22 protein-coding genes, 1 tRNA gene and 2 pseudogenes are annotated in these 26551 nt (G+C 67.7%); 10 read left to right on the plus strand and 15 right to left on the minus strand.

Going from position 1 to position 26551, the window contains the following annotated elements; translation table 11 throughout:
• Positions 1-14 precede the first annotated feature (14 nt).
• On the plus strand, positions 15-647 hold the full coding sequence (locus QFZ42_RS12605) for a cysteine dioxygenase family protein (protein WP_307701278.1): 633 nt from the start codon (positions 15-17) through the stop codon (positions 645-647).
• Positions 644-1843: a cystathionine beta-lyase gene (metC, locus tag QFZ42_RS12610; protein WP_307701279.1), complete on the plus strand. Its 1200-nt coding sequence runs from the start codon at positions 644-646 to the stop codon at positions 1841-1843. Before QFZ42_RS12605 ends, metC begins: the two co-directional genes overlap by 4 nt.
• A 27-nt stretch (positions 1844-1870) precedes the next feature.
• Here the strand turns inward: metC and QFZ42_RS12615 are convergent.
• Together QFZ42_RS12615 and QFZ42_RS12620 are read right to left on the minus strand one after the other, a co-directional pair.
• Positions 1871-2022: pseudogene (locus tag QFZ42_RS12615) on the minus strand (ATP-binding cassette domain-containing protein); the annotation flags it as partial.
• 22 nt (positions 2023-2044) lie between these two features.
• A complete protein-coding gene (locus tag QFZ42_RS12620; protein ID WP_307701280.1) occupies positions 2045-4264 on the minus strand; it encodes a rhodanese-like domain-containing protein in 2220 nt (739 codons plus the stop codon).
• Between the two features lie 150 nt (positions 4265-4414).
• Here QFZ42_RS12620 and QFZ42_RS12625 point away from each other — a divergent pair, with 150 nt between their 5' ends.
• Positions 4415-5419 carry a tripartite tricarboxylate transporter substrate binding protein gene (locus tag QFZ42_RS12625; protein ID WP_373423330.1) on the plus strand — a complete coding sequence of 335 codons (1005 nt, stop codon included), beginning with the start codon at positions 4415-4417 and terminating at the stop codon, positions 5417-5419.
• Between the two features lie 21 nt (positions 5420-5440).
• Here QFZ42_RS12625 and QFZ42_RS12630 read toward each other — a convergent pair whose 3' ends face one another.
• The 11 genes from QFZ42_RS12630 to ssuD all read right to left on the minus strand — a co-directional run bounded on the left by QFZ42_RS12630 (position 5441) and on the right by ssuD (position 17745).
• Positions 5441-6901, minus strand: a complete 1461-nt coding sequence (locus tag QFZ42_RS12630) for a SidA/IucD/PvdA family monooxygenase (RefSeq protein ID WP_307701282.1) — start codon at positions 6899-6901, stop codon at positions 5441-5443.
• Positions 6902-7026: 125 nt separating this feature from the next.
• Complete coding sequence (locus tag QFZ42_RS12635; RefSeq protein ID WP_307701283.1) at positions 7027-7803, minus strand: ABC transporter ATP-binding protein; 777 nt, start codon at positions 7801-7803, stop codon at positions 7027-7029.
• Position 7804: 1 nt separating this feature from the next.
• Entirely contained in the window at positions 7805-9067 is a 1263-nt protein-coding gene (locus QFZ42_RS12640; RefSeq protein WP_307701284.1) for an SfnB family sulfur acquisition oxidoreductase, read from the minus strand.
• Between the two features lie 38 nt (positions 9068-9105).
• On the minus strand, positions 9106-10428 hold the full coding sequence (locus tag QFZ42_RS12645) for an ABC transporter substrate-binding protein (protein ID WP_307701285.1): 1323 nt from the start codon (positions 10426-10428) through the stop codon (positions 9106-9108).
• Positions 10429-10473: 45 nt separating this feature from the next.
• Positions 10474-11490 carry a branched-chain amino acid ABC transporter permease gene (locus QFZ42_RS12650; protein ID WP_307701286.1) on the minus strand — a complete coding sequence of 339 codons (1017 nt, stop codon included), beginning with the start codon at positions 11488-11490 and terminating at the stop codon, positions 10474-10476.
• Between the two features lie 3 nt (positions 11491-11493).
• Positions 11494-12375 (minus strand): branched-chain amino acid ABC transporter permease, encoded by an 882-nt coding sequence (locus QFZ42_RS12655; protein WP_307704225.1) that lies wholly within the window; start codon positions 12373-12375, stop codon positions 11494-11496.
• Between the two features lie 14 nt (positions 12376-12389).
• Positions 12390-13280 carry an ABC transporter ATP-binding protein gene (locus QFZ42_RS12660; protein ID WP_373423389.1) on the minus strand — a complete coding sequence of 297 codons (891 nt, stop codon included), beginning with the start codon at positions 13278-13280 and terminating at the stop codon, positions 12390-12392.
• Between the two features lie 8 nt (positions 13281-13288).
• Positions 13289-14425, minus strand: a complete 1137-nt coding sequence (gene sfnG / locus QFZ42_RS12665; RefSeq protein ID WP_307701288.1) for a dimethylsulfone monooxygenase SfnG — start codon at positions 14423-14425, stop codon at positions 13289-13291.
• A gap of 35 nt (positions 14426-14460) precedes the next feature.
• A complete protein-coding gene (gene msuE / locus QFZ42_RS12670; RefSeq protein ID WP_307701289.1) occupies positions 14461-15054 on the minus strand; it encodes an FMN reductase in 594 nt (197 codons plus the stop codon).
• A gap of 340 nt (positions 15055-15394) precedes the next feature.
• Positions 15395-16585 (minus strand): acyl-CoA dehydrogenase family protein, encoded by a 1191-nt coding sequence (locus QFZ42_RS12675; RefSeq protein ID WP_307701290.1) that lies wholly within the window; start codon positions 16583-16585, stop codon positions 15395-15397.
• Complete coding sequence (ssuD, locus tag QFZ42_RS12680) at positions 16582-17745, minus strand: FMNH2-dependent alkanesulfonate monooxygenase (protein ID WP_307701291.1); 1164 nt, start codon at positions 17743-17745, stop codon at positions 16582-16584. Before ssuD ends, QFZ42_RS12675 begins: the two co-directional genes overlap by 4 nt.
• A 310-nt stretch (positions 17746-18055) precedes the next feature.
• Between ssuD and QFZ42_RS12685 the strand changes: the two genes are divergently transcribed.
• The 7 genes and pseudogenes from QFZ42_RS12685 to QFZ42_RS12715 all read left to right on the plus strand — a co-directional run bounded on the left by QFZ42_RS12685 (position 18056) and on the right by QFZ42_RS12715 (position 25526).
• A complete protein-coding gene (locus tag QFZ42_RS12685) occupies positions 18056-19183 on the plus strand; it encodes an acyl-CoA dehydrogenase family protein (protein ID WP_307704226.1) in 1128 nt (375 codons plus the stop codon).
• On the plus strand, positions 19180-20316 hold the full coding sequence (locus tag QFZ42_RS12690; protein WP_307701292.1) for a sigma-54 interaction domain-containing protein: 1137 nt from the start codon (positions 19180-19182) through the stop codon (positions 20314-20316). Before QFZ42_RS12685 ends, QFZ42_RS12690 begins: the two co-directional genes overlap by 4 nt.
• Positions 20317-20532: 216 nt before the next feature.
• Complete coding sequence (locus QFZ42_RS12695; RefSeq protein WP_307701293.1) at positions 20533-21414, plus strand: ABC transporter permease subunit; 882 nt, start codon at positions 20533-20535, stop codon at positions 21412-21414.
• Positions 21411-22151, plus strand: coding sequence for an ABC transporter ATP-binding protein (locus QFZ42_RS12700; protein ID WP_307701294.1), 741 nt, complete (start codon positions 21411-21413; stop codon positions 22149-22151). Before QFZ42_RS12695 ends, QFZ42_RS12700 begins: the two co-directional genes overlap by 4 nt.
• Before the next feature lie 44 nt (positions 22152-22195).
• A complete protein-coding gene (locus QFZ42_RS12705) occupies positions 22196-23203 on the plus strand; it encodes an NrtA/SsuA/CpmA family ABC transporter substrate-binding protein (protein WP_307701295.1) in 1008 nt (335 codons plus the stop codon).
• Positions 23204-23272: 69 nt separating this feature from the next.
• Positions 23273-23461 (plus strand): annotated as a pseudogene (locus tag QFZ42_RS12710) (hypothetical protein); the annotation flags it as partial.
• Positions 23462-23501: 40 nt separating this feature from the next.
• Positions 23502-25526, plus strand: coding sequence for a molybdopterin-dependent oxidoreductase (locus QFZ42_RS12715; RefSeq protein ID WP_307701296.1), 2025 nt, complete (start codon positions 23502-23504; stop codon positions 25524-25526).
• Between the two features lie 58 nt (positions 25527-25584).
• Here QFZ42_RS12715 and QFZ42_RS12720 read toward each other — a convergent pair.
• Together QFZ42_RS12720 and QFZ42_RS12725 are read right to left on the minus strand one after the other, a co-directional pair.
• Positions 25585-25660: transfer RNA gene (locus tag QFZ42_RS12720), tRNA-Lys, on the minus strand.
• A gap of 48 nt (positions 25661-25708) precedes the next feature.
• A complete protein-coding gene (locus tag QFZ42_RS12725) occupies positions 25709-26548 on the minus strand; it encodes a tRNA threonylcarbamoyladenosine dehydratase (RefSeq protein WP_373423331.1) in 840 nt (279 codons plus the stop codon).
• Positions 26549-26551 lie beyond the last annotated feature (3 nt).

The raw sequence follows: 26551 nt of genomic DNA on the forward strand, positions 1-26551 counted from the left end.
CTCCTGCCCCACCCATGACCACCAACCACCACACATCCGCTCTGGCCGCCCGGCGCCGAATCGTCGTCAGCGAGGCCCTCGCCGAGATCCGCGGCATCGCGAACGCGCAGCCCTTCGACCGCGCCGTTCTCGCACGCATCACGGCCCGTCTCGAAGCACTGGCGAGCCACACCGAGCTGTTCCCTCGCGCCGACTTTCCGCCGCCCGCCGTCACCGAGGGCGTGGGTGCCTCCACGCGCTACCGCCTGAACCCCGAAGACGGCGACGACGGCGTGGCGCTCTATCTGAACTCCATCAACCCGGGCAAGACTTCGATTCCGCACAACCACACGACCTGGGCCACCATCGTGGCGGTCGAGGGCCAGGAAGAAAACCGCGTCTACCGCCGCATCGACGACGGCAGCGACCCCGCCGTCGCGCGGCTCGAGCTCGACCGCGAGGTGACGGTGCAGCCCGGCACGTCCATCGGCTTCCTGGCCGACGACCTGCACAGCATTCACGTGATCGGCGACAGGCCCACGCTGCATTTCCACCTGTACGGCCGACCGCTCGAAACGCTTTCGCAGCGCATCGGCGTGCATCTGGAGACCGGTGCGGTCGTGAACTACAACGCCACGCAGCTGAAGCCGAGCAAGGCGGCGGCATGACGGCCAAGGCCTCGGCGGCGGCGAACCTGCGTCCCGCCACCCAACTCTTGCATGCGGGCGCGCCCGCCTTGCGTGACGGCACCGGCCCGGTCAACGTGCCCGTGGTGCGAACCAGCACCGTGCGCTTCGAAAACACGGCCACGCACGCCGAATACCACCACCGCCGCACGGCGGGCGAACGCGTGGCGGCCTATGGTCGCCACGGGCTCGACACTCACCGCGCGCTCGAAGACGCGGTGGCCGGCCTCGAAGGCGGGCACCGCGCGTTCCTTACGCCCTCTGGGCTGTCGGCGATCACGCTGGTGCTGCTCGCGCTGCTCTCGCCCGGCGACCATGCGCTGGTGGCCGACGGCGTGTATGCGCCGGTGCGCCGGGTCGACAGCACGCTGCTCAAGCGCCTGGGCGTCGAGATCGAATATTTCTCGCCCACGCACGACGATCTGGCAAGCCGCATCCGCCCGAACACGCGGCTGCTGTACCTCGAATCGCCGAGTTCGCTGCTCTACGAAGTGCTGGACCTACCGGCGTTGGCCGCCGTTGCGCGCGACCGCGGCCTGACCGTAGCCACCGACAACACCTGGAGCGGCGGCTGGTTCTACCAGCCGCTGGCGCTTGGCGCCAACATTTCCATCCAGGCCGCGACCAAGTACATCTCGGGCCATTCCGACCTGATGCAGGGCGTGGTGGTGGTCGATAGCCCGGCTCTTGCAGAAAAAATCTCGGCCGCCTACGAGGCACTGGGCCTGACCATCGGGGCCGACGATGCCTACCTTGCGCTGCGCGGCCTGCGCACTCTGCCCGTGCGGCTCGCGCAGCACCAGCGCAACGCCACCGCCGTGGCCGAGTTTCTGCAGCAGCAACCGCACGTGTCCCGCGTCTTCTACCCGGCGCTGCCCACCGACCCCGGCCACGCGCTGTGGAAACGCGATTTCAGCGGTGCGAGCGGGCTCGTGTCCTTCGAGTTCCGCCATGCCACGCCGGCTGCCGCCAACGCCTTCGTCGATGCGCTCACGCTCTTCGGCATCGGCGCATCCTGGGGCGGCTACGAAAGCCTGGCACTGGTCGCCCAACCAGAGCGTCTGCGCGAACACCGGCAATGGACTGGCGACGCGGCCGTCGTGCGGCTTCACATCGGACTCGAAGACCCGCACGACCTGACCGCCGATCTGGCGCAGGCTTTTTCGTCGGCGATGTAGTGCACCACCGAGAGGTCGTGCGAAATGGTCGAGCACCCCCAGCGAACGCCGCAGCACCAATACGCGCGCAATGCCGATGCGCTGGCGCTGCCCGCCCGAGAATTCGTTGGGGAAGCGCCGCCCGCATCGGCCGGCAGGCCGACGCGCTCCAGGATGGCCGCAATCCGGTTGCGCCGCTCCGACGCCTTGATATCGTCCGGTTCAGCGCGCTGCGGGCTCGACGAGGCGGATGCCGACGTCGCCCTCGCGTTCGAGCTGCGCCACCAGGCCGATCTCCCAGTCCAGGTACTGCTTGAACCCGGCGTCGCGCCTGGCGGGATCGACGTGTGCGTAGGGGCTGTACCAATGGTCGTCGTCGCCGGTCAGCACGCCTTCGGGACCATTGCCCGTGGGCAGGCGCGCTGCCGCCCAGGCCTGGGTGCCGCCCGCCAGTGCGTGAACTTCGCGGCCGATGCGCGCCCCCAGTTCTGCCGCCACGATGCGCGCGAGCACGCCGTCCGATGAGGTGAGCACGATACGCTGCGATAGAGGCACGTCGGCGACGAACTCCTGCAGCCGGTCGGGCACCGCGAATCGCGCGCCCTCGACATGCCGGCGCTCGTAGGCCGAGCGGCGCTCCACATCGAATACCACCGCAATGCCCGCCTCGAGGGCTGCGGCGGCTTCGCGCGGTGCAATTTCCGGTGCGGGCGCGCGCAGCGACAGCACGCGCACGGGTTCCGGGCCGAGCACCAGCACCGGCAAGGCCGGAGGCGAAAGCACGAACACTTCGTGTCCGCCCAACTGCGCAAGCCACGCCCCGGTGGTCAGTGCACGCACGCCGTCCCAATCGGCCAGAACGATGCGGGCGCGGCGGGTGCCCACGTATTCGTCGGTGGCCTGCACGAGCTGGCCGCCCGGGGCCCAACGCCAGCCCTCCAGGTGACCGGCTTCGTATTCCTGGCGCGTGCGAACGTCGAAACGGTAGAGCGAGCGTTCGTCGGACTCGTTCTCGAAGCGCGCGAATTCGGCCGCATCGATGCGGCGCACCCCGGCGCGCGCCGCCACGTCTTCCCCGCGGGCGCGGGCTTCCTGCCGCGTGCGTTCGCCCGGCTCGGGCAGCGGCGCCGCGCGGCCATGCGCGAGCTTTCGGCCCGCCAGCAACCACGCCATGGTGCCGTCCTTGAGCGAGACCACCGGGTTGGGAATGCCCGCATCGATGAGCGTCTGCGCGCCGACGATGCTGCGCGTGCGGCCCGCGCAATTGACCACCACCAACGTCTCCGGCCGGGGCGCGAGTTCCTGGATGCGGTAGACCAGCTCGGCGCCCGGAAGGCTGTGGGCGAACGGCAGGCTGAAGTCGGCGAACTCTTCCGGCGTGCGGCTGTCGACCACCACGACGTCGTCGCCGCGCTCCACGCGCTGGTGCAGGTCGTCGACCGAGATCCAGGGCGTGTGCTTCTTCTGCTCGATGACTTCGCCGAAGGCCTTGCTCGGCACATTGCTGCCGCTGAAGAGCTCGTAGCCCGAGGCGGCCCAGCCCTGCGTTCCGCCGGCGAGCACGGACACGTTGCGCCAGCCGAGGCGCACGAGCTTGGCGGCTGCCTGGTGCGCGAGCGACTCGTCGGCGTCGGCCAGCACGATGCGAGTGCCGCGGCGCGGCACGAGGCGGTCGATCAGCACCTCCAGCCGCCACAGCGGTGCCGAGACCGCAAACAGGATGTGGCTGCGCACGAACACGCCGGCCTCGCGCACATCGAGCAGCGCGATCTCTTCGCCGTCGGACAGCGCGGCCTTCAGCGCCTCCGGGCGGATGACCGGATGGCGGATATTCTTCGGCGGCGCGAAATGGCGGTAGCTGCCGCCCTCGGTGCCTTCGAACACCACGCGCTTGTCGAGCAGTTCGAGCGCGCGGCCGTAGAAGTGCAAATGGCGGCCGTCCTGGCCGTCGATCAGTTCGATGGTGTGCACGTCGTCCGGCAACAGCACGACGGCGTTTCCTGACGCCACGTCGACGGTGCGCTGCTGCACCAGCGCATCGCGCGCCGGGTCGCCGGTCTTTTCGCGGCGGTAGATCACGTTGCGTTCATTGCCCTCGACGCCCGCGATCACGGCCCATGTCGTGTGGTCGTGCGGCGGCTGGGCCTTGCCCGCCAGGCCGGCCGACAGGTACAGCGCGAAGCCCCCGTCCGCGTCCTCGGCCAGCCGGTAGACCTGCGAGGGGCGCTGCGCATCGATGGGAAAGTGGGCGGCCGGAAACAGCGAATGGCGCTGGCCGAGGCGGACCAGCGTATCGGCCACGGCCTGCAGCGCGCCGCCCGGGGTGCCGGCGCCGGGACGCAGCAGGCTCCGGGCCTGCGCGAGGAAGGCGTCCACGGCGCGCGCACGGGCGCTGGCAATGTCGTTTCCTGCGGTTTCGACGGGAAGTTCGGTGAGGCTCATGGGGGCTTTCGGAAATTCGGGGGAATGAGGGGGCGATCCTGTGCCGCAGGGTATGCAGCGGTTCTCGCAGGTTCAAGGAAGTTTTTCTTCTACGCATATCCGGTTTGCTTCGTTGGGCAGTCCCGCGGGCGCACATAGATTGCGCCGATGATGAAAACAATTCCCCTGTCGCGCGCGTCTCGCCGCACCGTGCTGCTGGGCGTCGTGGCCTTCGCGGCGCTCCACCCGCTCGCCCATGCCGCGGCCGACGAAGCGGCCAGCTTCCCCTCGAAACCCGTGCACATCGTGGTGCCGGTGGCCGCGGGCGGCAGCGCCGACAAGCTCACTCGGCTCATCGCGGAGCGCCTGTCCGTACGCTGGGGCCAGTCGGTGGTGGTCGAGAACCTGGCTGGCGCCAGCGGCACCATCGGGGCCGCGCGCGTCGCCAAGGCGCCGGCCGACGGCTACACGCTGCTGCAGCAAGGCGAAGGGCTGACGCTGAACGCCATTCTTTTCGACCGCCTCCCCTACGACGGGCAGAAAGCCTTCGCGCCGGTGATCAAGGCGGTGGTGAATCCGCAGATCCTGGTGGTGAACCCAAAGACCGGGATCAACGACTTTCGCAGCTACCTGGCACGCGCCAAGGCACAGCCGCTATCGATCAGCCTCGGGCTGCCCGGCAACGGCGGCATCGCCCATGTGGCACACGAAATGATCGCGCAGGACACCGGCGCGCAAGTGAACTACATCCCGTACTCCGGCGGCGGCCCTGCCACGCTGGACGTGATCGCCGGCCACGTGGACGCCACGCTGATCACGCTCGCAGCGGTGACCGACCACGTGCGTGCCGGCAAGCTGCGCGCGCTGGCGGTGACCACGGCCTACCGGTCGAGCGCGCTTCCCGACGTGCCGACCATGGCCGAGGCCGGCCTGCCCGGCTTTGCAGTCGAGAGCTGGCAGGGCTACTTCGCGCCCGCAGGCACGCCTGACGCGGTGGTGGCGAAGATCAACCGCGACATCCAGGCCGTGATCTCGGCACCGGAGACCCGGGCGAAGCTCGAGGACATGGGCTTCAGGGTAGCCGGCGGCTTGCCCTCCGACATGGCGCGCACGCTCGCCGCCGAACGCGTGCGCTACGCCAGAACCATTCAGACCGCAGGCATCACCCTGCGCTGAACCGGCTGTCGGCATCAGGCATCAAGCCGCGAGCCGCTGCTTGCCGGCCTGCCAGATGGCGTCGGCATAGAGTGTCTCGTCAAAATCCGCTGGAACGTCGGCGCGCGTTCGCGCCTCGTGCAGCGCGAGGTCGGCCAGCAGCAGGTCTTCGCTGATGCGGCGCACCACCGCGGGCACATAGCCGCGGATGCTCGGCACATCGCCCAGCGGCAGGCCGGTGCTCGCAAAGCCGCCCGGGTTGTAGGTGTGGATGTCGCGCAGCCAGGGCGCGGTGCCGGGCTCTTTCTCAAGGTATTCGAGCCCTGCGCCCAGGTAAGGTGCCGCGCCGAGTTCTTCGTCGCGTTCCTGCGCGGGCGGCTCGAAGCGGTCGCGCCAGCGCAGCACCAGGTCGGCAACGCCGGCCAGCTCGGGCCGCTGCGAGAGCTCGTGCGTGTAGCCGGTGCCGGCAATCACGAAATCGAAGCGAAAAGTCTCGTCGTGCACCGAGGCGACCACCTTCCCGTCCCGCACCTCGGCGGCCCGCCACGACGCGGACAGGTGCAGGTGGAAGTTGGGAAACTTCAGCACGCGCTGCACCGAGTCCGGCGGCGGCGTGGTGCCCAGGTGGCGATAGCGCGCCGCGTGGTGCCAGCGCGTGGCATCGGGCAGCGCAAGGTAGTTGTCGTAGAGGCCCGGGTAGCCGCGCACGCGGGTCACGGGCGTAGCGGCGATCTGCTCGCGGCGAGAGAACAGGTGCACGGCCGCCGCGCCATGTTCCAGTGCCACGGCGGCCGCGTCGAAGGCCGATGCAGCGGCGCCGATCACGGCCACGGTCTTGCCGGCGAGCGCCGCGAATTCGATCGCATGGCCGGTGTGGGCCGCGAGGCCTTGGCTCACGGCGGTCGCCAGCAAGTCGGGAACGAAAGGCGCGCCGCTGCCGGCAACACCGTTCGCGAAGATCAGCTTGCGCGCGGTGTCGGTGCGCGGCGCACCGCCGACCTCGAGGTGCAGCCTGAAGTGCGGCACGGCCGCGCCCGTCACCGGCTCGAAGCGGACCAGTCGCGTGCCGTACCGCACCGCCGTGCCCGTGATGCCGCGAAACCAGTCCAGGTACTCGGCCCAGGCCGTGCGCGGAATGCGGTCGATGGCGGCGTAGGCCTCCTGCCCGTGCCGCGATTCGTACCAGGCCTGAAAGCCCAGCGCGGTGACCGGGCCTTCGGGGCCGACCAGGTTCTTGAGCGTGCGCAGCGTGTGCATGCGCGCCCGCGTGAGCCACACGCCGGCCTGCGACGCCTCAGCCGCCGCATCGATGACGCTGACACCGCCGACCCCCGCGCGCTGCAGCGCGAAGGAAAAGGCGCTGCCGATCTGGCCGCCGCCGACGATGACCACGTTGTGGTCGACACCGTCGTGCGTGGGAACCCAGTTGGCGGGCGCGGGGCCGAGCAGGCGCAGGGCTTCCTCGGCGGCGTGGTCGGGGTTCGTTGTGAAAGAAGAACTCATGGGTGGCGGACCGCAAAGCCGCTCAGTCTGAAAGGCGCGCCGTCCTGCAGCAACGATGCTTTCCAGATGTCCTCATGCGCAAAGCGGCTATGCGACCGCCACTCCCAGGTGTAGGAGCCGGGCTTTCACGCCACGGCTTCGGACACGGCCCCAGCGGCTACGCCTTCGCCGAAATAGAAAGACTGGATATCGGTGCGCTGGCGCAAGGCCTGCGCATCGCCGCCAAGTACCGCCACGCCGGCATCGAGCACCGTTGCACGGTCGGCGTACTGCAGCGCAACGGTAGAGTTCTGCTCGGCAACGAGGATCGACAGGCCGGCCTCGCGGTTGAGCCGCCGCAGCTGCTCGAAGATGTCGCGCACCACGAGCGGCGCGAGGCCCATCGAGGGTTCGTCGAGCACCAGCAGGCGGGGCCGCGACATCAGCGCGCGGCCAATGGCCGTCATCTGCTGCTCGCCGCCCGAGCTCAAGCCTGCCAGCGTGCGGCGCCTGTCCTTCAGTTTCGGAAAAATCGCGTAGACCCGCGCGAGGTCTTCGGCGGCTTCCGAGCGCCGCGCGCTGCGGCCGAGCCCACCGGTCAGCAGGTTCGCCTCGATGGTCAGGGTGCGAAAACAGTGACGGCCTTCGAGCACCTGCACCAGGCCGAGCCGGACCAGATCGGCCGGGCTGGTGCGGCCCGTGTCGTGCCCGTCGAAGGCGATGCGCCCGGCCGTGACCTGCCCGCGCTCGGCCGGCAGCAGGTTCGACACCGCCTTGAGCGTGGTCGACTTGCCCGCGCCGTTGGCGCCGAGCAGTGCGTGGATCTCACCGGCGTGCACGTCGAGGCTCACGCCGTGCAGCGCGACGATGGAGCGCTGGTACACGGCCTCGACGGCTTCGATGCGCAACAGGGGAGCCGTCACCTCAGCTCCAGGCGTGAAAAGGCGGCTTCACGCCGTTCAGGAAATAGTTGCCCACGATCGCGTACTTCCAGCGCACCGGGTCGTGCAGCGTGTGCGTGCGCGCGTTGCGCCAATGGCGGTCGAGGTTGTACTGCCCCAGCGTCGAACGCGTGCCCGCCAGCTCGAAGAGCTTGTTGGTCGCCAGGATCGCGATCTCGGTCGAGAGCACCTTGGCCTCGGCCGTCGCGATCTGCGCCGCGGCCACGCTGTCGGCATCGGGCTCGGCCACGGCGTGGTCGATGGCGCGGCCCGCGCGCTCCAGCAGCGCTTCGCTCGCATGCAGGCGGATCTGCAGATCGCCCACGGCCTGGATCGAGTACGGGTCTTCCCAGGCATGGTCGCGCTGGCTGTCGATCCACGGGCGTGTCTTGGTGCGGATGAAATCGACCGTCTCCGCGATGGTGCCGCGCGCGATGCCGACGTCGACCGCCGCCTGGATGATCTGGAAGATCGCGCCGTCGGCCGAAGGCGTGTCGTAGCCCTTGAACGCCGGGATCAGGTGCGACTTGGGTACCTTCACATGGTCGATGACCACCGTGCCGCTGAGGGTGGTGCGCTGGCCGAAGGCCGACCAGTCGTCGATCACCGTGAGGCCCGGTGCATTGCGATCGGCCACCACGTACCAGGTATTGCCCTGCTCGTCGTTGGCCACGATCGGCACGTAGTGCGCGAGCAGCGCGCCGGTCGAATAGAACTTCTTGCCGGTCACCACCACATGGTCGCCCGCGTCGGTGAAGCGCGTCTCGAAATCGGCCGCGCGCCTGGAGCCCGATTCGGAGAACGCGTTGCCCCAGCGCACGCCGCGCAGGAAGTCGGCGAAGAACAGCTTCTGCTGCGCAGTATCGGACACCGTGCGCACCGCGGCGACGAAGCCCAGGTGGTTCTGCGTGATCTGCCCGAGCGATGGATCGGCCGCCGAGATGATCGCAATCACCTCGGCCAGCGTGGCGTACGACACCTCCGCACCGCCGAAGGCCCGGGGCACGTTGATGGCCCAGAGGCCGCTTTGCGAATAGGCGTCGATCTCCTCGACGGGCCATCGGCGCAGGCGGTCGCGCTCCGAGGCGCCGACGATCAGCTTGGCCGCGAGTGCATGCGCCACCGCGATGGCCTCGGCGTCGTCGCGGATCACATGGGCGGGCTTGTCGGACAGCGGCAGGCCAGGCACCGGATCGTTGGCGGCCGGTGAAGGTACGGGTGCGGAAGATTGGAGAACAGCGGACATCGGATGACCTTTCGAATGCATACGTCGCGTGGCGGGGTTCAGTCGTCGATGCTCTTGCGCACCTTGACGTTCTTCTCTTTCGCATAGGCGAGCGAAGACTTCTCGATGATCGGCCGCAGCAGCTTCCAGTCGGGCGCGATCCAGTCGGACACCACGTTCCACTTGCTTCCGTCCCACTGCTGGAAAGCCACGCGGCCATCGCCTTCATGGTTGTCCCAGGTCACGTTGATCGAATGGAACAGCCCCTTGGCGCCGAGTGCGGCGGCGCGCGCCTCGTCGATCTTCAGGTTCTCCAGGCCCCAGCGGATCTCGTCGCCGGTGAGCGTGCGCTTGCCGAACTTGGCCTGCGCGATGCGGATGGCCTCGACGTTCAGGATGCCGTTGAGCACGCCGAGGTTGTGATAGACGCTGCCGATGCGCTTGGGGTCCTGCAGGTTGCCCTTGCCCGCGCCGTAGACGATCTTCGCGATGTCCTGCAGCACCGGGTACTGCGCACCGGCCGCGACCGTTGTGATGGCCACGTAGCCCTTGGCCGCGTCGCCCGCGGGAATCACGTCTTCCTCGGAGTTGGACCAGACGTTGCCTACGATGTGGTCGACCGGAAAGCCGGTCTTCTGCGCCGTCTTGAGCGCTACCGGGTTCATCACGCCCCAGCCGCGCAGCACCACGTAGTCCGGCTTGGAGCGGCGGATGGCGAGCCACTGCGACTGCTGCTCGTTGCCCGGGTGCGGCACCTCGATCTGCTGCAGCGTGAAGCCGTACTTCTTCGCGAGCAGCTCATAGACCGGAATGGTCTCCTTGCCGTAGGGCGAGCCGTGGTAGAGCACCACGATCTTCTTGCCCTTGAGCTTGTCGGTGCCGCCCTCCTTGCCCGCGATGTAGTTCACGATGCCCGAGGTTTCGCTATACGGATTGAGCAGCAGCGGAAAGATGTACTTGAACACGCGGCCGTCGGTGGTGTCGGTGCGGCCGTGGTTGATGGTGAGCAGCGGCACCTTGTCGGCCGTCACGCGGTCGATCAGCGCGTAGGCGATGCCGACCGACAACGGGTTCCAGGCCGCGATGCCGGGGCGCTGCTTCAGGCGCTCGTACACCTCCACGCCGCGCTCCACCTCGTACTGTGTCTCGCCCTCTTCCCAGGTCAACTTGACACCGCCGACGCCACCGTCGCGCGTGTTGACGAGATTCAGGTAGTCGATGAAGCCGCCGAAGAAGCCCGTGCCGCCCGCCGCGTAAGGACCCACGCGGTAGCTTTGCAGCGGAAAGAACTGTTCGTTGGCATCGGCATGCGCGAGCTGCAGGCCGCTCACGGCCAGCATGAAGGCCAGGGCCGCGGTTTTCAGGTGCTTGATGAAAGACATGGTGATGAAGACTCTTGGTACGAAGGAAAAAATGAAGGCGTTCGCTCAGGCCGGCAGGAGCCGCTCGCGCGCGCGGTCCCAGAGGGCAACGAGCCCCCGCGGCTCCACGGCGAGAAAGAAAATGATCAGTGCGCCCAGCACGATGCGCTGGCTCATGTCGAGCACGCCCGAATCGAACCAGCCACCGAAGAAGAAGCTGCCAACGCGCGAGAGCAGCAGCGGAAACACCACGATCAGTGCAGCACCGAAGAAAGCCCCGCGAATGGTCGCGAGCCCGCCGATGATCACGATGAAGAGGATCTGGAACGATCGGTCGAGGTTGAAGCCCGCTGGCTCCACCGTGCGCAGGTACACGAAGCCCCACAGCACGCCCGCCACGCCGACGATGAACGACGACACCGCGAACGCCAGCAGCTTGGTGCGCAGCACCGGCACCCCGACGACGCGCGCGGCCAGTTCGTTGTCGCGCACGGCGATGAAGTGATGGCCCGTTTGCGTGTGCACGAGGCGCCACGCGAGCAGCGTGAGCACGGTCACCACGGTCAACGAGAAGATGTAGCGGCCCGCCGGCGTGTCGAACACGATGCCCGCCACTTCGAGCGCGGGCGCGTCGATGACGCCCGAGGCGTTGTCGTTGCTGAACCAGCTGAACTTGGTCAGTGCCCATTGCACGAAGAACTGGGCCGCGAGCGTCGACACGGCAAGGTAGAAGCCGCGCAGCCGCAGACTGGGCAGGCCGAACACCAGGCCGACCCCCGTGGCGGCCAGGCCCGCGAGGCCGATGCTCGCGAGCAGCGGCAGGCCGTCCACGCGCAGGTTGAAGTTGTAGGCCGCGAAGGCGCCGACCGCCATGAAAGCCGCGGTGCCGAGCGACAGCTGGCCCGCGTAGCCGGTCAGCAGGTTGAGGCCTACCGCCGCAAGCGACAACGCGAGGAACGGGATCAGCAGCGCATCGAACACATACTCGGACGCGACGAACGGCACGACGCCGTAGGCGGCGCCCAGCACGGCGAGGGGCCAGATCCACGCGGGCAGCGTCCGGGGCAACGCGACGGTGCTCATTGCTCAGGCCCTCTCGACGAGCTTCTGCCCGAACAGTCCGCTCGGCCTGATCAGCAGGAAGGCGAGCGCGGCAACGTACGCGAACCAGCTCTCGATGCCGCCGCCCACGAAGGGCCCGATATACACCTCGGCCAGCTTCTCGAGCGCACCGATCACCAGCCCGCCGACGATCGCGCCGAGGATCGAATCGAAGCCACCCAGCACCAGCACCGGCAACGCCTTCAGCACCACGAGCGAGAGCGAGAACTGCACCCCGAGCCGCGCGCCCCACAGCAGCCCCGCCACCAGCGCGACGACGCCGGCCGCGGCCCACACCGTGGCCCAGATGCGCGGCAGGCGCAGGCCGACCGCAATGGCGGCATAGGTGTCGTCCGCCACCGCGCGGAACGCGAGGCCCACGCGGGTGTAGCGGAAGAAGGCCGAGAGCACCGCCACCATCACGCCTGCCGCCGCGGCGGCGAACAGGTCGAAGGTCGAGACCATGATGCCGAAGAACTGCAGCGGCTCGTCCGCGATGCCGAGTTCCAGCGCATGCACCTGCGTGCCCCACACCAGCTGAGCCACGCCTTCGATCACATACGACAGGCCCAGCGTCGCCATGAACAGCGTGATCGGCGGCTGGTTCACCAGCGGGCGCAGCACGGTGCGCTCGATGGCGAGGCCCAGCAGCACCATGAGCGCGAAGGTCAGCACCAGAGCGAGCGCAAAGGGCATGCCGCGCTCGACCAGGCTCACGAAGGTGAGCGCGGCGAACAGCAACTGCGCGCCCTGCGCGAAGTTGAGCACGCCCGATGTCTTGTAGATCAGCACGAAGCCGATGGCCACGAGCGAATACATCACGCCCGAGAGCAGGCCACCGATGAGCACTTCGGCGAAGAAGCTCAGATCCGAGGCGTCCATCAGCCCTGCTCCGCTTCGTCGTCGTGGGCCACGCCCAGGTAGGCGTCGATGACCGCCGGATCGCTGCGTACCTCGGCTGGCGTGCCGTCGGCGATCTTGCGGCCATAGTCGAGCACGGCCACGCGGTCCGACAAGCCCAGCACCACGCCGATGTCATGCTCGATCAGCAGGATGGTGGTGCCGAACTCGTCGCGTGCGGCGCGCACGAATTGCGCCATTTCGGTTTTCTCGGTCACGGTCATGCCGGCCATCGGCTCGTCGAGAAGCAGCAGTTGCGGCGAGGCGACCAGCGCCCGCGCCAGTTCGACGCGCTTCTGCAATCCATAGGCCAGCGTGCCGGCCGGCCGCTCGCTCACAGCGCCGAGGCCAAGGAAGCCGATGATCGCGTCGGCCTGTGCGCGCGCATCCTCGCGTTCACGGCGTGCGCGGCCCAGGCCCACGAGTTGCTCGATGAACGTGGCGCGCGCCGCATCGACGCGACCAAGCACGATGTTGTCGCGCACGCTCAGGCCCTTGAACAGCGCCAGGTTCTGGAAGGTGCGTGCGATGCCCAGCCGTGCCAACTGCGCGGTCGGCACATGGCCGAAGCTGCGCCCGCCGATCCACACGCGTCCATGGTCGGGCCGGTACAGCCCGCTGATGACGTTGACCAGCGAGCTCTTGCCGGCCCCGTTCGGGCCGATGACGGCGCGAATCTCTCCCCTGGCGATCGACAGGTCCACACCCGCCAGCGCGGTGACGCCACCGAAGGACAGGTCGATGCCCTCCAGCCGCAGCACGGCAGCGGTAGAGGGGCCCTCGCCCGCCGGTGCTGTCCGGCCCGCAGGCACGAAGGCCACCGGATCGACACCGAGCGAGACCGGGCTCGCCTCGAAGAGAAAGTCGCGCATCGCGAGGTTCACGCGACAGCTTCCAGCGCTGCCTGGGTGCGCTGGCTTGCGTGCGCGGCCTGCTCGGCTTCGAGCTTGCGCACCAGCGGCAGCACCTTCTCGCCGAAGTACTCCACCTCTTCGATGAAGTGCAGGAAGCCCGTCAGGACCAGATCGACGCCGATGGCCTTGAGCGCCACGATGCGCTCCGCGATCTGTTGCGGCGTGCCGATCAGGTTGGTTCGGAAGCCGTCGTTGTATTGCACGAGGTCTTCGAAGGTCGACTTGGCCCAGTTGCCCTCACCCTCGGGCGACGACTTGCCGGCCTGTTTGGCCGCATCGCCGAAGGCATGCACCGCCTCGACGTGGGCGTGCTTGATGATGTCGGCCAGCACCGCCTTCGCTTCTTCCTCGGTGTCGCGGGCGATGACGAAGGCGTTCACGCCGATGCGCACCGTGTGGCCGTTCTGCGCCGCCTTGGCCTGGATGTCGTCGATCTGGGCCTTCAGGCCCTCGGGCGTGTTGCCGTTGGTGAAGTACCAGTCCGACACGCTGGCCGCGTTGTCGCGCGCGGCGCGCGAACTGCCGCCCTGGAAGATTTCGGGGTGGGGCTTCTGCACCGGCTTCGGGCTCAGCGTGTAATCGGTGAAGCGGTAGAAATCGCCCTTGAAGGTAAAGTTGTCCTGCGTCCAGATGCCCTTGAGCGCGCGGATGAATTCGTTGGAACGGCGATAGCGCTCGTCGTGCTCCAGCCATGGCTCGCCGATGGCCTGGAACTCGCCCTTGAACCAGCCGCTCACCACGTTGATGGCGATGCGGCCGTTGGAAATGTGGTCGATGGTGGCGATCTGCTTGGCCACCACGGCGGGGTTCCACGGGCCGGGCAGGATCGCGGCCAGCACCTTGAGCTTGGTGGTCGCATGCAGCAGCGCCTGGCTGAAGGACACCGATTCATGCTGGTACTCCGCGCCATAGCCGGCGGTAAAGCGGATCTGGCTCAGCGCGTATTCGAAGCCGGCCTTCTCGGCCGCGAGCGCGAGGCGCTGGTTGTACTCCAGGCTCCAGTCGGTGCGCTGCTCGATGGTGCTGACCACGAGTCCGCCGCTGACGTTGGGCACCCAGTAGGCGAACTTGACGGGGGCGGCGGTGGAAGACGGTTGGCTCATGGCTAGGTTCCTCTTTGTGAACGGTCGATAGGGCTTCAGGCGGCCAGCGCCACGGGCGCGGGCTTGCGGGGGGCGGGCGCGGTGGCCGGGGCGGCGTCACGCAGTTGCGGCACGGCGCGCGCCACGGCCAGCGCGATGCGCTCGCGCAGCGCGGGGTTGGCGATCTCGTAGCCCTCGAAGTCCTTCTCGACCGCGTAGACACCGATGGGCAGCGTGCGTGCCTGGAAGAAGCTGAAGAGCGGACGCAACTGGTGGTCGATGACCAGTGCATGGCGGTCGCTGCCTCCGGTGGCAGCGAGCAGCACGGGCTTGTCTGTCAGTGCCTCGTGATGAACGAAGTCGAACAGGTGCTTGAAAAGGCCCGTGTACGAACCGCGGTAGACAGGGCTCGCCACCAGCAGCAGGTCGGCTGACTCGATGGCCGCGATGCTTTCTTCGACGACGGCAGGCAGCTGGTTGCGGTACAGCACGCCGGCAAGCTGCGGACCGATCTCGCCGAGCGAGATCACGCGCGTATCGATGGCGATCTCGTCGCCGAATGCGGCCAGCAGTTGATCGACCAGCACCAGCGTGCGCGAGGGACGTTGCAGGCTGCCGGAAACGGCAACGACTTTCAGTTTTCGACTCATGGTGATATGACCTCTGTTTGGAAGCTGCGATCCGTTCGCGGCGCATTGGATATAAGCGAATGGCGTGCCACTTCCTTTTCCCTTACGAATCAACGAGTTAGAGCAAATTGGTCGCGGCCCTGCATGCTGAATCGGCAGCAGGCTGCGGGTGAGTTGCTGGCGAGACAGCAGCTCGGCGGCCATAGTTGTTTGAAGCAGATCGGTATGCGGCCACCGAATGAACGCCAGGCAGCAACCCGGCGAGAAAACTGCTCGGCTGGCAGCAGTGCGATGTGCAGGCCGGAAAGCACAACGGGCCTGCAACGCGAAGTCGCAGGCCCATTGCATGAGACGCCGGAGCTCAGGAATAGAAGCTGGGTTGCGGCACATGCGCATTGAGCGCCCAGTCGCCGAGTTCGCGCACCTTGTAGTCCACCGGATCGTGCAGCGTGTGCACGCGCAGGTTGCGCCAGTAGCGGTCCAGGCGCAGCGCGGCCGTGGTCGCGCGCGCGCCTGTCACCTCGAACATGCGGTGCGCCACCTCGAGGCTCGCGCGCGTGCTCGCGACCTTGGCTGCGGCCACGGCGATGGCGACCTGGCCGCGCTCGTGTTCATCGAGCGAAGGCCCGCGCAACCAGGCCTGGTCGAACGCTGCCGCCGCCTGGTCGAGCAGCATGCGCGCGCCTTGCAGCGCGAGCCAGAAATCGCCGTAGTGCGTGAGCACATAAGGGTCTTCGTTTGCCGCCAAAGCCGTCGAGAACAGCCAGGGCCGGCCTTGCTGCAGCGTGAAAGACTTCGCTTCCTCGAGAGCGCCCTCCCCCAGGCCAAGGTAGATGTTCGCGAGGATCAGTTGCGCAAGCAGCGGACGCAGGCAGGCGAACGGCGTCGAGAGCGGACCGGGGTCGAGCAGCAGCTCATTCGACTCGACACGCATGCCGTCGAACAGCACGCTGCCGCTGTCGGTCTGGCGCTGGCCCATGTTGTCCCAATCATCGAGCACCGTGATGCCCGCGCGCCGCGTGGGCACGACGCCGATCAGCAGGCGGTCGTTCGCGTCGAAGGCCGAGGCGAGCAGCATGTCGGAGTCGCTGGCGCCCGAGCAGAAACTCTTGCGGCCAGCGAACACGTATCCGCCGTCGACGGCCTGCGCGCGCGTGGACTTGTCCAGCGGGTTCAGCGCATTGCCCCAGAACCAGCGCTGTTCGCGGGTCTGCTCGATCCACGGCTGCCATTGCGCAGGCTGCGCGAAGAGTTGCGTGGTCGCGAGCAGCAGATGATGAAAGGCGAACAGATGCGCCACCGAGCTGTCTACACGCGCAAAGCCGCGCACCACATCGAGCGTCTGCTGCCAGTTCGCGCCCAGGCCGCCGAGTTCGGTCGGCACGCTGAGCATCAGCAGGCCGCTCTCGCGCAGCAGGTCACGCTCGGCCTTGGGCGTGCCGCCGCGCTGGTCGCGTTCGACGGCGGTCTTCGCCAATGCCTGTGCGACGCGCTGCGCGGTGGCATGCCATGGCACGACTTCGTCGCCGGCCTCCGCGGAGAAATGCTTCATGCGGCGGCCTTCTCGCGCACGGACACTTGCGACGACGGCGGCACGATGTCGTTGGCGATGACCTCGCCGAAGGGGCCGGTGATGTTGGCCTGCCCCGCCGGGCGTACATGGTCGAGCGGCAGCAGCGGAAACAGCAGCTCGGCCACGCGATAGGCTTCTTCCAGATGCGGATAGCCCGAGAAGATGAAAGTCTCCACGCCAAGCGCCGCGTACTCCCTGATGCGCGCCGCCACCTCTTCCGGGCTGCCCACCAGCGCCGTGCCCGCACCGCCGCGCACCAGGCCCACGCCCGCCCACAGGTTGGGCGACACCTCCAGCCTGTCGCGCCGCCCGCCATGCAACGCGGCCATGCGCTGCTGGCCCACCGAGTCGAAGCGCGAGAACGCCTTCTGCGCCGCCGCGATGGTGTCGTCGGTCACGTAGGAAATGAGTTCGTCGGCGGCGCGCCAAGCCGCCTCGCTGGTCTCGCGCACGATCACATGCAGCCGGATGCCGAAGCGCAGCGTACGGCCATGCTTCGCCGCCGCGGCGCGGGCTTTCGCGATCTTGTCGGCCACGTCGGCTGGCGGCTCGCCCCAGGTGAGATAGACGTCGACCTGCTCGCCCGCGAGTTCGATGGCCGCATCCGACGAGCCACCGAACCACAGCGGCGGATAGGGCTTCTGCACCGGCGGGTACAGCGTTTTCGCGTTCTCCACGCGCAAGTGCTGGCCCGAGAAGTTGACGGTCTCGCCAGCTGCCACGCCGCGCCAGATGCGCAGGAATTCGTCGGTGACCTCGTAGCGCTCGGCATGCGTCAGGAAGCTGCCATCGCCGTGCTGCTCGTCGGGATCGCCGCCGGTCACTACGTTGATGAGCAGGCGGCCATCGGAAAAACGGTCGAGCGTCGCAGCCTGTCGCGCGGAGACCGTCGGCGAAATGATGCCGGGACGGATCGCCACCAGGAACTTGAGCCGCTCGGTCTGCGCCGCGAGCGACGAGGCGACCACCCACGAGTCCTCGCAGGAGCGCCCTGTCGGAATCAGCACGCCTTCATAGCCCAACTCGTCGGCGGCCTGCGCCACCTGCCGCAGATACCGATGGCTCACGGTGCGCGCACCGCGCGAGGTTCCGAGGTAGCGGCTGTCGCCGTGCGTGGGGAGAAACCAGAAAAGTTGCATGGCACGGTTCAGCAGTTAGCGTGCCAGTGGCCTTTGCCCGTGGAAACCCGCCGAAGCGCACAAGTTCTGCTGCTGCAACAGCAACAGAACACCAGATCTGCTGCACGCGGCGCATGCCGTCGCCTGCACTGCTGCCATGGAAGCAAAACAAGGATCGATATACGGATCGCATCGTTGGCTGCGTGCGCCAGCGCCTCCAACATGCTGATGCCGCAGCAACCGTGCTGCCTGCACACCACCGAGGCCTTGTGTGAGCTCCGTTCTCTCTCTTCCGCTTTCCGAATCGCCGCACGACATTGCGCGCGACCTCATGCTGCGCTTTGCGTCTACGGCCGTCGAGCGCGACGAGCGCGGCGGCACGCCCAAGGCCGAGCGCGATGCCTTGCGCGAGAGCGGCCTGCTCGCCTTGAGCATTCCGGCCGAGTTCGGCGGCGGCGGCGCCGATTGGCGGGAGACGTTCGACGTCGTGCGCCTGCTCGCGCAGGCCGACAGCTCGCTCTCGCATGTGTTCGGCTTTCATCACCTGATGCTCGCCACGGTGCGCCTCTTCGCGCGGCCCGCGCAGTGGGAGCCGTGGTTCGAGCAGACGGCGCGCCACCGCTGGTTCTGGGGCAATGCGCTGAACCCGCTGGACGACCGCACCGTGGCCAGCCCGCACGGAGGCTGGCGCGAGTTCACCGGCCAGAAGAGCTTCTGCTCGGGCGCACTCGATTCCGAGATGCTCATCGCGTCGGCGCGCGAGGAAGGCAGCGGCGCCTTCATCGTCGCGGCGGTGCCCACCGGCCGCTCGGGCATCTTCGTCGCGCCCGACTGGAACAACATTGGCCAGCGCCAGACCGACAGCGGCAGCGTGACCTTCGAGAAGGTGCGCGTCGAGCAGCACGAGGTGCTGGCCGATCCGGGTCCGCTCTCGACACCCTTTGCCTGCCTGCGCCCGCTGGTGTCGCAGCTCGTGCTGGCCAACATCTACCTCGGCATTGCGGAAGCGGCCTTCAATGATGCGCGGCATTACACGCTGCACGAGTCGCGCCCGTGGCACGCGGCCAAGGTGGCGCAGATGCACGAAGACCCCTATGTGCTCGGCCACTACGGCGACTTCTGGGTCGGTCTGGAGAGCGTGCGCGTGCTGGCCGACCGCGCTGCCGACCGGCTCGATGCGGCTTGGCGGCGCGGCCCCGCGCTGACCGAGAACGAACGCGGCGATGTCGCGATGGCCGTGGCCACCGCCAAGGTCGCGGCGACGAACACGGGGCTGGACATCTGTACGCGCATGTTCGACGTGGCCGGTGCGCGCGCCACGCACGGCGGCCTGCGCCTGGACCGCCATTGGCGCAACCTGCGCACCCAGACCCTGCACGACCCCGTGGCCTACAAGCTGCGCGAGATTGGCGAATGGGCCCTCAAGCAGCAATATCCCCTACCGACCTTCTACTCATGACCGCCTACACCCGCCCTCTGGCCGTGCTGCCACCGTCCGATGCCGCCTCTGCGCCGGACGAGGACCGGTTTGCGCCCACGCTGCTCACCCTGCCCAACCCGCGAAAGCTCACCACCTCGATCCGTGCCACCGCCCAGGTGTTTCAGGACCCGCGTTCGGCGGCGCTGCTAGAACGCATCCGCATGGTTGCGCCCAGCGATGCCAACGTGCTCATCATCGGCGAGACCGGCACCGGCAAGGAGCTGATCGCGCGGCATGTGCACGACCTGAGCCGCCGCAGCGGCAAGCCTTTCGTGGCGGTGAACTGCGGCGCCTTCTCCGAGAGCTTGGTCGAGAGCGAGCTCTTCGGCCACGAGAAAGGCGCGTTCACCGGCGCCTTTGCGGCCAAGACGGGCTGGTTCGAGGCGGCCAACGGCGGCACGCTGTTCCTCGACGAGATCGGCGACCTGCCGTTGTCTATCCAGGTCAAGCTGCTGCGCGTGCTGCAGGAGCGCGAGGTGGTACGGCTGGGTTCGCGCAAGAGCGTGCCGATCGACGTGCGCGTGGTGGCCGCGACCAATGTGCGACTGCAGGACGCGGTGGCGGCCGGCAATTTTCGCGAAGATCTTTTCTACCGGCTGCATGTGGTGCACCTCGCCTTGCCGACGCTGCGCGAGCGGCCCGGCGACATTCTGCCGCTGGCGCGTCACTTCATCGAGGCGTACAGGCAACGGCTGGGCTACGGCGCGGTGCAGCTCGATGCGAGCGCCGAGCAGAAGCTCGGCGCTCACGCTTGGCCCGGCAACATCCGCGAGCTCGAGAACGTGATTCACCACGCACTGCTGATCTGCCCGAATGGCGTGATGGGCGCGGAGCACTTGCACCTGTCCTCGCTCAACGTCCAGCGCCGCGCTCCCGAGGGCAAGGCACAGGCGACGAGCGCCACTCCGCAGCAGGCGCTGGAGACCGTGCTGCGCGAGCTGTTCAACGAGCCGGACGAGCAGATGTTCGAAAAGATCGAAGAAACCGTGATGCGTACCGCCTTCGACTTCTGCCACCGCAACCAGGTGCAGGCCGCCAAGCTACTGGGCATCAGCCGCAACGTGCTGCGCTCGCGGCTCATCAGGAGCCGGGAGATTTCCGCGTTGAAGTGATCAAAAAAAAACGGGCCCGGTGGGCCCGCCGAACGTCGCTTCGGGTACGACGAGGAGACACTCACCTCGAAGGCAAGAACGGCCATTCTTCAGGCATCGACGCGAGAAGCCAAGCACGGAATCCGCATACGCAGATCCGTTTTTGTTCTTTGGCTTCTGCAGCCGCGCGCGATAGCCTGCTGCGGCTCCCGACATTCCCGACAGACAGGGACCCTCATGGAAAGCCTCGCCTCGATGTCCCACGTCTTCGACAACCTTCCGCAAGCGGCGGCCGCGGCCGCGCCCGCCGACACTGCGACCAGGAAAACGGCCCCGCGCCCGCTGACGCGCAACAAGCTGCTGCTGATCTCGTGGTTCGTGCCGGCTTTCGTGCTGGTGGTGTGGGAGCTGGCGGCGCGCGCCGGCTATCTCTCCATCCACGTGCTGCCGGCGCCCAGCAAGGTGGCTGCCACGGCATGGCGATTGATCCAGGAAGGCCGCCTGATCAGCGACATGGGCACCAGCCTGCTGCGCGCGGCCACCGGCTTCGTGATCGGCGGCTCGGTCGGTTTCACGCTCGGCACGGTGGTGGGCTTTTCGCGCCTCGCCGAAGCCTTGCTCGACCGCAGCATCCAGATGATCCGCGCCATACCCTTCCTGGCGATGCTGCCGCTGGTGATCGTCTGGTTCGGGGTCGACGAGGGCGGCAAGATCTTTCTGGTGTCGCTCGGCGTGATGTTTCCGATCTACATCAATACGGTGCTGGGCATCCGCCAGGTCGACCCGAAATTGCTGGAGCTCGGACGGGTGACCGGGCTGAGCACTATCACGCTGATCCGCCGCATCGTGCTGCCGGGCGCCCTGCCCTCGATCCTGGCGGGCGTGCGCTATGCGCTGGCGGTGGCGTGGCTCGCATTGGTGATCGCCGAGACCATCGCCACCAGCTCGGGCATCGGCTACCTCGCGATGGATGCCCGCGAGTTCCTGCGCACCGACGTGATCGTGCTCACCATCGTGGTCTACGCAAGCATCGGCGTCGGCTCCGACGCTGTCGCCCGGCTTCTCGAACGGCGGCTGCTTGCCTGGCACCCCAACTACGCAGCCTCGGGCCAGCCATGAGCACGCCACGACACACCCGCGGCGACGAGGCGCCTGCCGTCGTCGTGCACGGCCTGCAGCGCCGCTACGGCGAGCGCACGGTGATCGGCGGGCTGAACTTACGCGTCGTTCGCGGTGAGTTCGTCGCGCTGCTCGGCGAAAGCGGCTGCGGCAAGACCACGCTGCTGCGCGCGCTGGCCGGGCTCGACGCGATCGACGGAGGCCGCATCGACGGTCCGCGTCAGCCCGCCGTGGTGTTCCAGGAGCACCGCTTGCTGCCCTGGGATTCGCTTTGGCGCAATGTGTCGCTCGGCCTCGACGAAGCCACGGGCAAGGCGCTGGCGCAGACCGCGCTGGCCGAGGTCGGACTCGGCGACCGGCTGGACGATTGGCCCCGCAACCTCTCGGGCGGGCAGGCGCAGCGCGTGGCGCTCGCACGCGCCTTGGTACGTGAACCCCGGCTGCTGTTGCTCGACGAACCCTTTGCGGCGCTCGACGCGCTCACCCGCATTCGCATGCACGGCTTGGTGAAGGAGCTCGTACGGCGCCACAGGCCCGGCGTGCTGCTGGTGACACACGACGTCGATGAAGCCATTGCGCTCGCCGATCGCGTGCTCGTGATGCGCGACGGTGCGATCGCGAGCGAGTACGCGGTCTCTCCCGAAGCCAATTCCAGGCGCACGCATCCCGATGCCGCGGCGCTGCGCGAGGCGCTGCTTGCCGAACTGGGCGTGGCGGCCGAGAGCGCAGACGTCTGACTCCATTTCTTTTGTTTCCTGCTTCCGCCGTTCGGCGCATTTTCATGACCTCATCGTTCTCAGCGGCCTCGCGCCGCAGCTTCCTGCAAACCGCCTTTGCCGGCGCAGGCGCCCTTGCCACGGGCCTGGCCCGGGCCCAAACCGCCGGCACCGCCAAGCCCACGCGCAACACCGACACCGTGCGGCTCACCTGGGGCCGCGGCGGCCTTCCTGCGCTCGCCAAGAACCGCGGCGAATTCGAGAAGCTGCTCGCCAAGGACGGCATCAAGGTGCAGTGGATCGGCCCCTTTCCGAACCATGCGCCCTCGCTGCAGGCCGTGACCGGCGGCAGTGCCGACTTCGGCTTCGGCGGCAGCACCACGCCCGCATTGGCGGCCATGCTCGCGGGCTCGCCGCTGGTGTTCACGCAGTTCGCCATCGTCGAGCCGCGCAGCACCGCCATCATTGCCAAGGACGGCTCGGGCATCGACAAGGTGCAGGACCTCGTGGGCAAGTCGGTGGCGGTCAACCGCTCGGGTCTGGGCGAGTTCCTCCTGGTGGCGGCGCTCGAGAAGCACAACATCGACCGCAGCAAGGTGAGGTTCGTCTACCTCAATCCGCCCGACGCCGGGCCGGCCTTCGCGCAGGGGAAGATCGACGCCTGGTCGATGTGGAGCCCGGGCGTGGACATTGCGCGCAGCGAGTACAAGGCGCACGACATCTTCTTCGAAGGGCGCGACCTCGACTTTCTGATCGACTTCAATTCCTACGTCACGCACCGCAAGTTCTCCGAGGACAACTCGTCCATCGTGCGCGCGGTGAATGCGGCCTATGCGGCTGAAGCCAAATGGATCACCGAGCATCCCGTGGAAGCGGAGACGCTGAGCCAGCAGGATGCCGGCTACAGCGATGCGGTGCGCGACACGCTGGTCAAGCTCAAGCGCCGCTGGGATGTTCATGGCGTGCAGGATGCGAAGTTCATCCAGGAATTCCAGAAGGCGGCCGACTGGCTGTCGGACCGCAAGATCCTGCCGCAGAAAGCCAAGGTCACGGACTACCTCGCTCGCATCTGACGCATGTCGCTTACTTCCACCCATTGGGGTGTCTATCGCCCTGTTGTAGAGAACGGCCGCCTCACCGGCATGCAGCCGGCCGAATGGGACGCCGCTCCTTCGGCCATCGGCCAGTCGATGGTCGGCGCCATCGATTCACCCACGCGGGTGCGGCGTCCCGCAGTGCGCCGCGGCTTCCTGGAGGCCTCCACGCGGCACCGCAGCGGCCGGCAGCGCGGTCTCGAACCCTTTGTCGAGGTGCCTTGGGACGAGGCGCTCGACCTGGTGGCGAACGAGCTGCGCCGCGTGAAGGAAAAGCATGGCAACAAAGCCATCTTCGGCGGCAGTCTATGGCTGGTCGAGCGCGGGGCGCTTTCACCATGCGCAGAGCCAACTGCACCGCTTTCTCAACGCCCTGGGTGGCTACGTCTACAGCAAGGACAGCTACAGCCTGGGTGCGGGCCGGGTGCTGATGCCGCACATCGTCGACGGCATGGATGCACTGCTGCAGAACCACACCTCGTGGGAGGTGCTCGAGGAACACTGCGAACTCTTCGTGGCGTTCGGTGGCCTGCCGCTGCGCAATACGCAGGTGAGCCCCGGCGGCGCGAGCGACCACGGCGTGGCGCCGGCGATCCGGCGCATGGCGGCGACAGGCCGCACGGCCTTCGTCAACATCAGCCCGGTGCAGGGCGATCTCGATGCGGTGCCCGGCGCCGAGTGGCTGCCGGTGCGGCCCGGCACCGACACGGCGCTGATGCTGGGCCTGGCCTTCGTGCTGATCGACGGACAACTGCACGACGAAGCGTTCTGCAGAAGCCACGCGGTGGGCTTCGAGCGGGTCCGCGACTACATCCTCGGCCTGTCCGACGGTGTGCCCAAGACACCCGCGTGGGCAGCAGAACGCACCGGCATCGCGGCCGAAGCCATCGCCAAGCTCGCGCGCCGCATGGCGGCGCACCGCACGCTGGTGAACTGCACCTACTCGCTGCAGCGTGCACGGCACGGCGAGCAGCCGTTCTGGATGACCGTCACGCTGGCCGCGCTGCTCGGCCAGGTCGGCCTGCCGGGCGGCGGCTTCGGCCTGGGCTACGGCTGCATGAACTACATCGGCAGTGGGCACGGCAGCTTCTCGGGGGCGCGCCTGCCGCAAGGCACCAACCCCGTGGCCGACTTCATTCCGGTGGCGCGCATCGCCGACATGCTGCTGCATCCGGGCGAGCCCTTCGAATACAACGGCGGCCATCACCGCTACCCGGACATCCGACTCGTCCACTGGGCCGGCGGCAACGTGTTTCACCACCACCAGGACCTGAACCGCACCATCGAGGCCTGGCAGCGGCCCGAAACGATCATCACGCACGAACAGTACTGGACCGCACAGGCCAAGTACTCCGACATCGTGCTGCCCGCCACCACTTCGCTGGAGCGCGACGACATCGGCAGCGCAGGCAGCGAGCGCTTCATGATCGCGATGCGCGCGGCTGTTGCGCCGGTAGGCGAGGCACGCGACGACTACACCATCTTCACCCAGCTCGCCGAGCGCCTGGGTGTGGCGCAGGCCTATACGGAAGGGCGCGACGCGCGGCAGTGGCTGCGACATCTCTACGAGACATCGCGGCCGAGGGCGGAGGCGGACGGCATCGCACTGCCCGCCTTCGACGATTTTTGGGAGGCCGGACGCTTCGACGTCTCACGAACCAGAACGAGACCCGCGGCGCCAACCGTGCTGCTCGCTCACTTCCGCGCCGACCCAGCCGCTCATCCTTTGCCGACCCCCTCAGGGCTGATCGAACTCTTTTCAGAACGCATTGCGAGCTTCGGCTACGACGACTGCCCCGGCCACGCCCATTGGTTTGAGCCGGAGCCCTCGGCCTGGCCGATTCATCTGCTGTCGAATCAACCCGCAACGCGGCTGCACAGCCAGTACGACCATGGCGCGCTGAGCCGTGCCTCGAAGATCGCGGGGCGCGAGCCCATCACGTTGAACGCGCAAGACGCCCGGCGCCGCGGCATCGCCGCGGGTGACGTGGTTCGCGTCTTCAACGCACAAGGCGGGTTTCTCGCCGGCGCCGTGCTGTCCGATGGCATCCGGCCCGGCGTGGCACAGATTGCCACCGGTGCCTGGTACGACCCGCTCGATGCGCGCACACCGGGTAGCCTGGAGAAGCACGGCAATCCGAACGTGGTGGCTCCTGACGTCGGCAGCTCCCGACTCGGCCAGGGCTGCGCGGCGCAAAGCGCGCAGGTGGAGGTAGCGCTATGGACCGCACCGTTGCCGCCTCTCACGGGCTTCGAGCCACCCGCGTTCGCCACTGGACGGAACGCTTTGGCAATGAGCTGAAAGCAAAAAAGCCCGCTATCGAGTAAATAGCGGGCTTTTCATATCGGGTGAGGATTCCTGGTAGGACGTACTGGATTCGAACCAGTGACCAACGGATTAAAAGTCCGCTGCTCTACCAACTGAGCTAACGTCCCGGAACCATTTTTCTTCTTTGCCGACATTGAATCCGGCAAAGCCAAAGATTATAGCGTGGCGTTGCTCGCTATTTTGTCGAGAACCCAACCTGCCGCACATTGCCCGAAAGTGGCCGTCACGCTCACCACCGAGCCGTAGCCGTGGCAGTTGAGCGAACCGTCGCCGTCGATGGCGCAGGAGGCATCGGGCGGTGCAACGCTTTCGCGGCTGAAGACGCAGGTCACGCCGATCTTGCGGCCTTCGCGCGGTGCGCCGTGCTCCTTGCGCAGCCGCTGGCGCAGCTGGGCCAGCAGCGGATCGTGCGTGACGAGCGAAAGATCGTCGATGTCGACCTTGTGCGCCTGCCGCTTGCCGCCGGCTGCGCCCACGGTGACGAAGGCAGCGCGCGATGCGCGTGCCCAGGCGGCCATCGTGAGCTTGGCCTTCACCTGGTCGCACGCATCGATGACGGCTGTCGCGGGTCCGTTCGCGGCCTGCGCGGCATCGAGCAACGCTGTCCAGTTGCCGGGCTCGACGAACTCGTCGATGGCGAGCACCTTGCAATCGGGATTGATCTGCGCAATGCGGTCGCGCATGGCTTCGACCTTGGCCTGCCCGACGGTCGTGTCGAGCGCGTGGATCTGCCGGTTGATGTTCGACTCCGACACATGGTCGAGGTCGACCAGCGTCAACCGCCCCACGCCGCTGCGCGCCAATGCCTCGACGGCCCAGGAGCCGACGCCGCCGATGCCGGCGACGAGCACATGGGCGCCGCGGATGCGCGCGGCACCGGCCACGCCGTAGAGACGCTCGAGGCCGCCGAAGCGGCGCGCAAAGTCGAGCGCCGCGGTGTCGGTGACGACATCCGCGGCGGCAACGATCGATGCTTCCGGAAGGGTTGCACTCAAGCG

The organism is Variovorax paradoxus, assembly GCF_030815855.1.
Classification (GTDB): Bacteria; Pseudomonadota; Gammaproteobacteria; order Burkholderiales; family Burkholderiaceae_C; genus Variovorax; species Variovorax paradoxus_M.